The organism is Paenisporosarcina sp. (assembly GCF_049671445.1).
Taxonomy (GTDB): Bacteria; Bacillota; Bacilli; order Bacillales_A; family Planococcaceae; genus Paenisporosarcina.
Window position 1 is genome coordinate 1 of record NZ_JBATUX010000105.1, and the last position, 11,730, is coordinate 11,730.

Sequence of the window (11,730 nt, forward strand, 5' to 3'; positions counted from 1 at the left end):
CCAAGTCCAATGACCGCTGTTGCCGTAATCAATACCGAAAAGACAATCAACAATAACCGTTGTTTTCGAATAATGGATTTTTCTATCATGAGAAACTTTGCCCTCCTTTTCGTACAATGTACAAGAAGAATGGCAAACCCATAATGGCAACGACAGCCGCCACGGGAGTTTCATAAGGAGCATTAATCGTTCGTGCTACTGTATCTGCTAGCAACATAAAGGCAGCACCCAAAACAGCTGACATCGGAAGTACAAAGCGATAATCCGTACCAACGATTGCCCGTACCATATGAGGCACCATTAGCCCGAAGAAGGCAAGGTTTCCAACGAGTGCAACAGATGCACCCGTCAATAAAATAACAAGGACAAACAATATCGATTTGATTAAACGTACACGTTGACCGAGCCCAACTGCCATCTCTTCACTTAGTGACAGAATGGTTAATTGCCTTGCGCACATCAGTGAAATAGTGATTCCAACTACTACAACCGGAGCTATTAATAGCACTTGATTCCACGTCGTTCCGATCATGCCACCAGCAGTCCACATAGAAACCTGTTGCGATATTTTAAAATATAGCCCGATTCCTTCGGCGATAGCATAGAGAAAAGCTGAGATGGTAGCACCTGCAAGCACGATGCGAAGAGTCGTGAAGCCTTCTGGATGAAATGAACTGAAGCCGAAAACGAGAATAGCTCCCACTGCAGCCCCTGCAAAACACGCAAGCATCACACCAAAATAATTAACTGTTGGCCAAAACGCTAACGTGAACGCCAGTGCTGCATTAGCACCGGCAGTCAAACCGAGCAAACCTGGATCGGCAAGAGGGTTACGAGTCATCCCCTGAATAATAGCGCCCGAAACGGCAAGAGCCGCTCCTATTAAGGCAGCGGCTACTTCTCGCGGAAAACGTATTTCCCGTAACATAATGGCTTGTTCATTCGGGGCAGTTGATAGAAAAGCAGATATTACATCTTTCACAGTCGTATCAGCCGCTCCGAAAACTAACGCCATGCCGAAAAGTACTATCATCAGAATCAAGCTCATCCCAAGTTTAATTGAATAAGGAATGCGTTGAAGCCGATAATTGAACATACTTTAGTTCCCCAAGAATGATTCTTTGAAGAATTCCAATTGATAATCTAGTGTCAACGGATCGTTGAAGTAAAACTCCATTGCATCCACTGTAAACAACTGATTGTTTTTCACTGCAGGGATATTCTTAAATGTTTCTGTACCTTCAAATGAATTGTCAGCATCTTTATGTTTGCTGAAGATTAAATAATCCCCGACATACTCCGGTAAGACTTCTGCAGATAAAGCATAGTAACCATCTTTCAATGCGATTTCTTTTACTTTCTCAGGCATTCCTAGACCCATTTCTTGATAAAGAATTTCTGTACCGCGGCCCCAGTTGTCGCCGAATACATACAATTCTTTATCGAAGCTTTCAATAACTGTAACCGTTGCATCTTCGCCGATTTTCGCTTTGATTTCATCGCCTGCTTCTTGTGTACGTGTTTTGAAATCGTCTACCCATGATTGTGCTTCTTCTTCTTTATTAAGTAATTTCCCGATTTCTACGTGTTGCGTTAAGTAATCAACTGCTCCATAAGTAAATGTAACAGTTGGGGCAATTTCATTCAGCTTGTCTACATTTTTGATGTTAGATAAACCGACAATTAAATCCGGATCCAACTCGATGATTTTCTCAAGGTTTTCATCCGTTACTTCTTCAACGCCTTCAAGTTTTTCTTCAAAGCGTGGATTCATTTTTGACCAAGAGTCAACACCAACTAGAGGTACATCTAATGCCATGACATTACCTGCAAATGAAGATAAAACTAATACTCTTTGTGGGTCAGCTGGTACTTCAACTGGTCCGTTTTCTGATTCATACGTGATTGTTGTTGATTCTGTTTTTTTGTCTTCTTTGTCCCCTGATGTTTCTTCTTCTTTAGAACCTCCACATGCAGCTAAAACAAACATTGCAAGTAAAGCTATGAATAGTAATGATAATTTTTTCATTTTATGTCATTCTCCTCTTACTAAATTATAGGTAATGCAAATCGGTTTTCCAGTACGTGGATCTTCGCCAATTTCGGCATCAATTTGAAACAGTTCGCGTAATACAGGTTTAGTAATGATCTCTTCACTTGGACCAGACTTCACGATTTTTCCAAACTTCATACCGATAATGTAATCTGCGAAACGAGCTGCATGATTTAAATCGTGTAGTACCATCACAATTGTCCGTTTTTCCGTGGCGTTCAATTGTTGGAGCAATTCTAATATTTCGAGCTGATGTGCCATATCCAGATAGGTTGTTGGTTCGTCCAGGAAAATCATATCGGTCTCCTGAGCAAGTGCCAATGCAATCCACACACGTTGACGCTGACCACCAGACAGTGAATCGACGGGATGGGACTTGAAGAATTTAGTGCCGGTTACTTCAAGTGCCCAGTCAATCATCTCTAAATCCTTTTTGGTTAAGCGACCGAACCGATTCTGATGTGGAAACCGTCCATATGAAACTAGTTCACCAACAGTTAGTGCCCCCGCACTCTCTGGAGTTTGAGGCAGTACAGCAATTTTTTGTGCCAGGCGTTTTGTGGGTTCTTTGACAATACTTTCACCGTCAAGAACAATGGAGCCCTTTTGATGAGGGATGATACGCGTCATTGCTTTTAATAAAGTGGATTTCCCACAGCCGTTTGGACCGATAATGACCGTGATTTTTTCATCTGGAATAGAAACAGACAAATTTTCAACAATTGTTCGATCTCCATATCGGATTTGTAAGTCATTCGCTTCAAGTCGAACCATTTTCAACCTCCTTTCAATATGTTATGCATATTCACTGATAACGATTATCAATATCATTTACAAACTAACTATAATGTTGTAAGCTAAACCTGTCAATAGCTCTATATAAAAAATCGAAATCATGATTATTTACCAGTTGAGGAAGGATTGAAATGAATGAAACACACTGAAGTGTACGATGTAACGATTATTGGCGGAGGCCCTGCCGGCTTATATGCCAGTTTTTATAGCGGGTTACGTGGATTAAAAACGAAAATCATTGAGTTCCAACCTCAACTTGGTGGAAAAATTCATGTCTATCCCGAGAAAATGATTTGGGATGTTGGTGGGCACCCTCCACTCCCAGGTGCCATGCTTATCGATAAACTAGTGGAACAGGGATTAACCTTTCAACCTACCGTTGTGCTGAACACGAAAGTAGAAGCGATTCACCAAGGTGACGATCGAATTTTCGAATTGGTCACTGATTCTAATGAGCGACATTATTCCAAAACGATTATCGTTGCAATCGGCAGCGGTATCCTTACCCCTCAAAAACTTCAAATTGAAGGGGCAGATCGATTTGAAGTTAGTAACTTGAACTACACCATTAAATCCTTAATGCATTTTAAAGATAAAACTGTCGTAATATCTGGTGGCGGAAATTCAGCAATCGACTGGGCTAACGAACTCTCCCCTATTGCCAAGCAAGTAATTGTGATCTACAGAAAAGGAGACTTTACTGGTCATGAAGCACAGGTCACTAAGCTTTTTGAAAGTACTGCGATTTGCATGTTCCACTCGTCGATTTCGAAACTAATTGCCTCTGGAGACAATTCAACAATTGAAACTGTGGAAGTAACACATGCCTCGACTGGTGAAATACAGTACTTATCTGTGGATGAAATTGTCATTAACCACGGTTATGAACGTGATATCGCCCTGCTTGAGAACAGTCCTATCCAATTAGAATTAGCGGATGGTTCCTATATCGCGGGCAGTATTAATAGTGAAGCATCTATTCCCGGGATTTTTGCAGCTGGCGATATTTTAAAACATGACGCCAAACTAAATTTGATTGCAGGTACCTTCCAAGATGCGGCTAATGCTGTGAATAAAGCAAAGCAATATATAGAACCTAGCGCCGATAGCTTCGCGATGGTTTCTTCCCATAATGACGTCTTCAAGAAGCGCAATAAAGAAATCGTAAAGCAAATGGTTCAAGAAACTGTTACAACTCACTAAAGAACTCTTTCCAATAAAAATGGCGATTGAAATTTTCATTTCAGTCGCCTTTTTATATATATCTGACCTCCAGATGACTACTTTTCGGATTTTGTACAACCTGGAGGGCCTCTTCGTCAACCTGGAGCGCCACTTCGTCAACCTAAGCAATATTGGTGGCAAATCCTCCTCCTGATAACGTGCTTTTTTTGTTATTACAATCTACAATTTTTTATTATCATATCTTGTCGAGCATTATCAAAACATCGTATTTCATGAATAATTTTCATAAAATTCAAGAAAATACTCCTATTTTTGATGTTCGTAAAATCGTCCATTGTAATCTATTATTTTTTTTTCAAAATTAATACAATTTAAGTACATCTAGAATTGGCTAAACCAATAATTTGAGGAGGGAGAACGTGGAAAAATTTGTACGCTTAATCCCATACGAATTAGTAGAGCAGCTAGAAATGGTAAATGAAATACCTAAAGGGGTCGAAATCATACAAGCCCCTGAAATTTGGCCAGAAACAAAGGGAAAAGGAATTACCGTCGCGGTTTTGGATACAGGTTGTGATACGGACCATCCTGATTTGGTGGATCGTATTATTGGTGGATACAATTTCACAAAGGATGATGGTGGAGATTCATTAAAATTCGAAGATTACAATGGGCACGGGACACATGTTGCGGGAACAATTGCTGGAAATCTTAATAACAGCGGTGTGGTGGGGGTCGCACCAGAGGCAAACTTATTAATTTTGAAGGTACTTGGAAAAAACGGTTCAGGTCAATATGCCTGGATTATTAAAGCCATCCGATACGCTATCGAGCAAAAAGTAGACATCATTTCAATGTCTCTTGGAGGTCCCACTGATGTACAGGAACTTCATGATGTAATCATTGAAGCAGTAAACCAAAAAATTCTAGTTGTATGTGCAGCCGGCAATGATGGCGATGGTAATGATTCAACTGATGAATATGGGTATCCCGGATGCTACAACGAAGTAATTAGCGTAGGCGCTGTTAATCTAGAGCGGAAGTCATCCAAATTCACCAATTCGAATAATCAAGTGGACTTAGTCGCTCCTGGAGAGAAAGTAATTTCAACTTATCTCAACGGAACTTATGCCACATTAAGTGGAACATCAATGGCTACTCCACATGTATCAGGAGCATTGGCTTTATTAAAAGTAATATCTAATGCTGCATTTGAACGAGAATTGACCGTACCTGAATTGTATTCCCAACTAATAAAGAGAACAGTGCCACTTGGGAACTCACCAAATATTGAAGGTAACGGTCTCGTTTATTTAACCCTTTTGGAATATGTCAAAAAAGTGTTTGATCAACCAACAGTACGAGCTCTGATAAGTATATAGAGAAAAAACAGATGCCTAGTACGTTCTATTAAGGCATCTGTTTTTTCATATAGTTAATTAAATGACATTTAATTGATAAGAAAAGCGCAAATCGCCTTCTAGCTCGACACCGATGCTGGAAGAACCATGCGAGAGCCTGTTTTAGCATGAGAGCCTGAGCATTTGTGCGAGCTGGCGCTTAGAGCTGGCCATAGCTACTCCCATTTCAAAGGTGTAGCTTGAAAAAATGTTATATCACTTTTTCCTTCTATTCCTACCCTACCCTATATCCTTGAACCGTTTATATGCTTCAAAACAAAATGTAGAATCAATTTATGGTAAAAAAAATTTTCAAAAATTAACATCTAGACGTTGTGAAATATTTCAATCGTTCTTCTTTAATAAATAACTACAAATAAAAAGAAGGAGTGGGAATTTTATGAACGCATTAGATGTACCTGTATGGACAACAATTTTAGGGAATTTTGGCTTTCCGATCGCGATTACTGTTTACCTTTTTTACCGCTTCGAAAAAAAAATCGAAAAATTAGAAGTTGTTGTATTTGAATTAAATGAAGTCATTAAAGATAGCTACCACAAATTTAGTTAACGGATTGGAGGAAATAAACTCAAGTAAGTTTTTATATTTTTTTACCGCTTAACCGAACTAATGTTCTTTGTGAGGGGGCAATAATTTGGAGGGTCTATACAGTAGTTCGAGTACTAATCAAAGTGTTGAAAACTATTTAAGTAAGTTTGAAAAACATCTTCAAAACCCTGTGATTAAATCATTTTTAGAGATACCAGAAAATATGGGTTTATTAGAAGAAGTCATCAATAATCCAACGAACTTATCAAAGAAAAAACTAGATGATACGTTCAGAGAATATTACTTCAAAATCAGATTTACAAACTATTTATCTACAGCCATATACTTCAATGCAATAAATTACGATAAAAAAGTTAACTTATTTTTAGAAAGAAACAAGACGATTTTGGATGGCCAACTAAATGACGGTGACAGTGTCACATTAATTGACTATTTAGCCTCAAAAGAATGGCAAGAAGGACAAGAAGTGTGGATTGACTCTACCAATATAGCCGATCATTTAACAAGCTATACTTTATTTAATGCCATTCAACTATTAACAGAAAATCAGCGTCAACTGTTAAATTTAGCTTATATTTATGATCTAAACGATTCTGAAATCGCTATTTATCTTAATAAATCCCAACAAGCGGTTTCCAGAAGCCATAAAAAAGCATTGAAAAAGTTAAAAGAAATTATTGAAAAAGAGTAGAGAAGGAAGGGGTAGGAATGAGTGAAAGTTTGTATACGCTTGTTAAGCAATCCAAAACAGATAACAACTCACTCGAAATCGTCATTGATTTATTTTCACCAAAAATTGACCGATCCTTGCAGCAAACTAAACAACAATACAGAGAAGATTTATCCCAAGAATTAAAAATTAAACTGTTAGATTGTATTAGAAATTATGAAGTTGAGAACACGCCTGGATATTTTCAAATGTTAGATATCCTTGAAGAAAAGGGCATTCAATATTACCAGGGTGGATAAGCATTAAGCTTTTATCCAACGTCGGTGGCATAGCCAAGCTGCACGGAAAAAGGTCTATAATACCTTTGTCCTAAGTTCGACTCCGAGTGTCACCTTCATAACGAAATGCAGATTATCCTACTAAACCGGATGCATGTTGTAAAAAAATTCTGAGACTTGCCATGTTTTATTTACAAAGCCAAAATTATCAATCCGTTTGTAAGTGATAACGCATACGTTTGTCATTTCCCCGAAGTATATCATGAAACGATTCAGTTTTTAGTACCACCTCTAAGGTTACCTTTAGGTGGCAGTAATACTGAAGTGTGTTCTCCAAAGGTAAAGAATCGAGTAGACGGATGTGGAGCAGTATCACATCCGTTTTTCACTGATAAGGGATAACGAAATATAGCATAATCAGACTCAACTCTATTACCTCTCTTTCCTTTAATCTCTTTACATGAATCTCCCAATTCTAAATGTGGAGATATCAAGTTCACTTTTCCCATCAATAATTAATTCGCTCAAAATGCATCCCACCACACTGCTGAATTTAAACCCGTGACCAGAAAAACCAGCTGCAATCGCTACATGAGGATAGTTAGGATGCAAGTCGATAATAAAATCTTCATCTGGAGTCAGTGTGTACATGCAGGGCTCTCCATGTTTAAACTGTCCATGAAGAGGCATGTATTGCTGGAGAAATTGACGTAATTCTCCTTCATCATCTTCACAAAACGTACTTCTTGGATGGTCAGGATTCACTTTTTCTCCACCATCATGTCGACCTACTTTTAACCCAGCGTCCTCAATACTAGGGAAACCATAATAGAATCCTTGAGGCGTCTCAAAACTAAATGCAGGAAAATCCTGCTGACCGTACAACTTTTCATCAGCTTCAAACCAAGCAAACGTTTTCCTAACGGGTTCAAGAGGAATCTCTAAATCTATCATGGAAAGAAGATTCCCTGCCCAAGCACCAGCTGAAACAACTAATGAATTTCCTGTATACGTTTGGTCATCCGACTTAATTGTTACACTACCTTCATGAATCTCCATGTCTGTCACTCGACTATTCGTTACGATCGTAGCTCCATGCAACTCCGCTAATTCCTTATAAGCATCGATACATTCTCCACATTTCAACACACCCGACGTAGACTCAAAACAACCAATCATATTTGGCGGTAACGACATCCCCGGCCATTTTTTATTTACATCATTTGAATCCATTACTCGTACTGGTAAAGCGAACTTCTTAGCGCTAGAGATAACACTTTTGATGAAATCTGATTCTGCGACACCGACATTAAGGACGCCAGTTTGAAGAAAAATTTCCTTACCTGTCTGTTTTTCTAAATCATCCCATAACTCTTTCGCTTTGAGCGCTAAAGGGACGTACTCTTCCCCTTCACCATATGCATATCGAATAATTCTCGTATCGCCGTGATGACTTCCTTTGTCATGAGGTGGATTAAAAGAATCTATTAACAGCGTGCGCTTTCCACTCTTCGCCAAAAAATACCCCGCTGCCATACCCATCGAACCTGCACCCACGATAATCACATCATATCTCATATTGTCTATCCCCCTTCTGTCAATCAGTTCTTGAGCTTCTCCTATTTCCTTATGGCACCATGAGGCAAAACGGCATGGACACCTTTTACTCCATTTACCACTTGCGTAATACGCAAGTCTACAGCAACGCTTGCTAATGCAGCCGCCTCTACCTTTTTAATTCCATAAAACTGTTGAATCAGCACTACCATTTCATTGAGTGCCACAGCAGCTGCTTCATTTAAATCCTCATGAAAGCCAAAAGTAATCCACCCCGCAGGTGTATTTGCTCTTGGCATCGTCAGCTCCATATCTTCCCTTACGCGTATTGTGATATCTACGACATCCATTGGACACTCAATGGCAGTGCCAGAACTTTCTCCATCCCCTTGTAACGCATGACCATCGCCAATGGAAAATAGTGCCCCATCTACCGATATAGGCAAGAATAAACTACTTCCTCTTACTAATTCTTTACAGTCAATATTTCCTCCACAATAACGAGGTGGAGGCGTGGCATGAGTACCAGCTTCAACCGGGGCAACACCCATGACCCCCATAAAAGGAGACAACCCAACATGAAATGTTTGATCACCAATCTCCCCACTACCTGTCATAGTTGTTGCATCTAATTCCCAGTCTACTTGTAACCTTTCTGTGTCGATCAGTCCTAGTTTTTCGTTTTGCCAGCTTGGAATTCCTCCAGCCCAATTTCGTCCATACCAACCAGGTATCAGCTCATTTACTCTTACTTCTAACACATTACCTGGTTTTGCATCTCGAATGAAAATAGGTCCAATCATCGGGTGTTTAGGTTTTTCTTCCTGAACACCCGATTCAAATATAATTCTTTCCTCTTCTTTAGAACCTGAATACCCCCATTGAATATCAAGGGTTTTTAATTGTATCGAATCGCCAGAATTGATGGTCAAAATAGGTTCATAGGACTTGTTAAAAGAACCATGTAAGTTTTTCGTTTCAAGATCTAATTTATGTATCATGCTTACCACTCCTTCAGAAAATTGATATAAATTGTAGTTACTTAGTACGTAATCACTATCATAATTGTAGCAAATTAATAGAATTATTTTCATCAACGGGTACTGTCACTAATTATCCTCCTCTTGCTATGCATACAATAGTAAGAATAATAAGAGGAGGTTATTATCATAAATAGAAAATTTGATTGGCTGCCTGTCATCTTGTTTTCATTAATTGCTCAATACATCACTCAACAATTGTTGATTTTCGTTGAAATTTCGGTAAATCACTCTATTTCTACGGCTTTACTCATTAAAATCAATTTCTTTATTGTTGCGCTTGTTGGTGGGATTGTCGCCAGTCACTTTTACTTCAAGAATTCACCTCATATTGGTGGGATATCCGCAACTCTCTTCGTCGTCTTAAGTCAATTATATGGTGGCAATAGTACCCTTAGCGGTTACGCACTAGTCGTATTGCTAGTTGCTTATATAATTGGCTATGCAGGAGCAATTTGGTACACGAATAAACTAGCCCACAAACGGTTTAAATAAGTTCATTTGAGCAAAATGAAAGATGCTTTTCGAATGCTTCATGTACTTGTTCTGAACCAAAAAGAAAACACCTCCTCGTCGTATTTTTAGAACATACGATAAGGAGGTGTTATTCTGTGTTCTTTCGTTTTTGATTACTTTGACTGTTTGTCAGTTACTTTTCTTAACTGTTGGTTATGTAGTTTTGAGAGAATCAGTAACGCCAGAATCGAACCAATTAAAGCAAACGACATATCCCATTGTGCATCCCACTTATCCCCTTGCATACCTAAAAAGTCTTCCGTCGCTTTTTTAGCATAAGGTAATTTTGTACTCAACCATTCGACGATTTCATACAACGCTGCAATGGCCAAAACGATACTAGTAGAAATCGCAAACATCCAAGAGCCTTTAGTTAGTGGTGTATTCCTAATTAAGATTTCTCTCACCACAATGACAGACAAACCTTTTAGAAAATGCCCAAAGCGATCATAATTATTTCGCTGTAAATGAAATTCGTCTTTTATCCAATTAAACAAGGGAACTTCAGCATACGTGTAGTGACCACCTATAAACGTAAGAATGGAAAGTATAGCAATAACCCAATAAGCGAGAGAAGTGAGTCGGAATTTTTTATAAGTAAATATGATAATAATTAAAGCCACCACTGATGGGCCAGCCTCTGCCACCCATGTCCAAAATACTGCAGGCTTAATAACAGACCATATCAAAACCGCGATAACAACGACAAGTAAAGAAAAATGAAGTTTTGTCCTTTTATCTAAAACCACGACACCCACTCCTTCCGCAAACAGTATGCGAAAAAAAAGAATGGCATATACCTAGTAGCCATTGGAATCTTCAGCAAGGAATAAAAACTTGTTACGAAAATCGATTCTCCATCTCTTGAATGAACGTCCTAGTCGAATAAACCAATGGTAGTTTTAACATGGGAACCTTATTCAATGACCGATTCATTTTAGGGATATTAAGCATCCCATCATATTCTTGTATGCATTCAACATAATAGATGGAGTCATTCATTTGACCTATAATGGGGCGTTCACTTGTTTTCATGTATTCAATCCCATCCAGCTGTTGCATGTATTGTTCTATAAAACTTGAGTTGATTCCGTCAGCCTCTAAATTTTCTTGGATCCCTGAATAGATCATCTCATCTAAATTTTTTATATCTTTTGCCATCACCGGACCTATCACAAAAACATAGCGCGTTTGGCTATTCATTACCATAATGTACTTCTTGCGTTTAATTAAGAATAAATGGGCATGCCAAGAGTAAAACAAATCCTGCGTTTCCATCGGCTTGTCAGTAAGATTTTTCTTCAAATAATCTCCCAGCTTCTTCGTGCATTGAATGATCAACATCTGACTATTCCCTTTCTTATTTTCTTTAAAATCAAAAAATCGTCACCTTAGTTAAGAAAAATAGCGGCAGCAGATGCAATTTCAGCCACCGTTCCCCATTCTTTATTCCATTATAGTAACAAATCATTTATTTTGATTTCGGCTGCTTTCTTTTCCGAATTTCAATACAAAAAGCTAAATAGGCCACCCCTTAATAACCCTAATATTCCAAAGCCCATTGCTATCATGTCTTGCTTGGAATACGTAAAGCCAGTCAAATCTATTTTCAAACTTATTGCGATAAAAACAAATAGTATCCCATGATAATACCTAGATATAAGC

General features: G+C 38.6%; 13 protein-coding genes. 6 read left to right on the forward strand and 7 right to left on the reverse strand.

Annotated features, from left to right (window positions below; genetic code table 11):
• Positions 1 to 85 precede the first annotated feature (85 nt).
• From WBG45_RS12660 to WBG45_RS12670, 3 genes are read right to left on the reverse strand one after another with little or no spacing between them, the layout of a single operon-like run.
• Complete coding sequence (locus WBG45_RS12660) at positions 86 to 1,096, reverse strand: FecCD family ABC transporter permease (RefSeq protein ID WP_424415077.1); 1,011 nt, start codon at positions 1,094 to 1,096, stop codon at positions 86 to 88.
• A gap of 3 nt (positions 1,097 to 1,099) precedes the next feature.
• Positions 1,100 to 2,029 (reverse strand): ABC transporter substrate-binding protein, encoded by a 930-nt coding sequence (locus WBG45_RS12665; RefSeq protein ID WP_424415079.1) that lies wholly within the window; start codon positions 2,027 to 2,029, stop codon positions 1,100 to 1,102.
• 6 nt (positions 2,030 to 2,035) lie between these two features.
• Positions 2,036 to 2,827 (reverse strand): ABC transporter ATP-binding protein, encoded by a 792-nt coding sequence (locus WBG45_RS12670; RefSeq protein ID WP_424415081.1) that lies wholly within the window; start codon positions 2,825 to 2,827, stop codon positions 2,036 to 2,038.
• 156 nt (positions 2,828 to 2,983) lie between these two features.
• On the opposite strand from WBG45_RS12670, the gene WBG45_RS12675 reads away from it, so the two are divergent.
• The 5 genes from WBG45_RS12675 (at position 2,984) to WBG45_RS12695 (ending at position 6,973) form a co-directional block, all read left to right on the forward strand.
• Positions 2,984 to 4,051: an NAD(P)/FAD-dependent oxidoreductase gene (locus WBG45_RS12675; RefSeq protein WP_424415082.1), complete on the forward strand. Its 1,068-nt coding sequence runs from the start codon at positions 2,984 to 2,986 to the stop codon at positions 4,049 to 4,051.
• Between the two features lie 401 nt (positions 4,052 to 4,452).
• Entirely contained in the window at positions 4,453 to 5,415 is a 963-nt protein-coding gene (locus WBG45_RS12680; protein WP_424415084.1) for a S8 family peptidase, read from the forward strand.
• Between the two features lie 418 nt (positions 5,416 to 5,833).
• The gene (locus WBG45_RS12685; RefSeq protein ID WP_424415086.1) at positions 5,834 to 6,004 is read left to right on the forward strand and encodes a YvrJ family protein; all 171 of its coding nucleotides are present in this window, start codon (positions 5,834 to 5,836) and stop codon (positions 6,002 to 6,004) included.
• A gap of 85 nt (positions 6,005 to 6,089) precedes the next feature.
• Positions 6,090 to 6,695, forward strand: a complete 606-nt coding sequence (locus tag WBG45_RS12690; protein ID WP_424415088.1) for a sigma-70 family RNA polymerase sigma factor — start codon at positions 6,090 to 6,092, stop codon at positions 6,693 to 6,695.
• Positions 6,696 to 6,712: 17 nt separating this feature from the next.
• The gene (locus tag WBG45_RS12695; RefSeq protein WP_024535931.1) at positions 6,713 to 6,973 is read left to right on the forward strand and encodes a helix-turn-helix domain-containing protein; all 261 of its coding nucleotides are present in this window, start codon (positions 6,713 to 6,715) and stop codon (positions 6,971 to 6,973) included.
• Between the two features lie 435 nt (positions 6,974 to 7,408).
• Here the strand turns inward: WBG45_RS12695 and solA are convergent, their stop codons facing one another.
• The gene (solA, locus tag WBG45_RS12700) at positions 7,409 to 8,530 is read right to left on the reverse strand and encodes an N-methyl-L-tryptophan oxidase (protein WP_424415089.1); all 1,122 of its coding nucleotides are present in this window, start codon (positions 8,528 to 8,530) and stop codon (positions 7,409 to 7,411) included.
• Positions 8,531 to 8,571: 41 nt separating this feature from the next.
• Positions 8,572 to 9,510, reverse strand: a complete 939-nt coding sequence (locus WBG45_RS12705) for an acetamidase/formamidase family protein (protein ID WP_424415091.1) — start codon at positions 9,508 to 9,510, stop codon at positions 8,572 to 8,574.
• A gap of 201 nt (positions 9,511 to 9,711) precedes the next feature.
• Between WBG45_RS12705 and WBG45_RS12710 the strand changes: the two genes are divergently transcribed.
• Entirely contained in the window at positions 9,712 to 10,044 is a 333-nt protein-coding gene (locus tag WBG45_RS12710) for a hypothetical protein (RefSeq protein WP_424415093.1), read from the forward strand.
• Positions 10,045 to 10,178: 134 nt separating this feature from the next.
• Here WBG45_RS12710 and WBG45_RS12715 read toward each other — a convergent pair whose 3' ends face one another.
• Together WBG45_RS12715 and WBG45_RS12720 are read right to left on the reverse strand one after the other, a co-directional pair.
• The gene (locus WBG45_RS12715) at positions 10,179 to 10,814 is read right to left on the reverse strand and encodes a DUF2238 domain-containing protein (protein WP_424415095.1); all 636 of its coding nucleotides are present in this window, start codon (positions 10,812 to 10,814) and stop codon (positions 10,179 to 10,181) included.
• 91 nt (positions 10,815 to 10,905) lie between these two features.
• Positions 10,906 to 11,409: a DUF6933 domain-containing protein gene (locus tag WBG45_RS12720; RefSeq protein ID WP_424415096.1), complete on the reverse strand. Its 504-nt coding sequence runs from the start codon at positions 11,407 to 11,409 to the stop codon at positions 10,906 to 10,908.
• Positions 11,410 to 11,730 lie beyond the last annotated feature (321 nt).

Bases quoted from the DNA above. Each gene is read 5' to 3' on its own strand.
- WBG45_RS12695 (WP_024535931.1), top strand. From the start codon at position 6,713: ATGAGTGAAAGTTTGTATACGCTTGTTAAGCAATCCAAAACAGATAAC.
- WBG45_RS12670 (WP_424415081.1), bottom strand. From the start codon at position 2,827: ATGGTTCGACTTGAAGCGAATGACTTACAAATCCGATATGGAGATCGA.
- WBG45_RS12675 (WP_424415082.1), top strand. From the start codon at position 2,984: ATGAAACACACTGAAGTGTACGATGTAACGATTATTGGCGGAGGCCCT.
- WBG45_RS12705 (WP_424415091.1), bottom strand. From the start codon at position 9,510: ATGATACATAAATTAGATCTTGAAACGAAAAACTTACATGGTTCTTTT.
- WBG45_RS12685 (WP_424415086.1), top strand. From the start codon at position 5,834: ATGAACGCATTAGATGTACCTGTATGGACAACAATTTTAGGGAATTTT.
- WBG45_RS12665 (WP_424415079.1), bottom strand. From the start codon at position 2,029: ATGAAAAAATTATCATTACTATTCATAGCTTTACTTGCAATGTTTGTT.
- WBG45_RS12660 (WP_424415077.1), bottom strand. From the start codon at position 1,096: ATGTTCAATTATCGGCTTCAACGCATTCCTTATTCAATTAAACTTGGG.
- WBG45_RS12720 (WP_424415096.1), bottom strand. From the start codon at position 11,409: ATGTTGATCATTCAATGCACGAAGAAGCTGGGAGATTATTTGAAGAAA.
- solA (WP_424415089.1), bottom strand. From the start codon at position 8,530: ATGAGATATGATGTGATTATCGTGGGTGCAGGTTCGATGGGTATGGCA.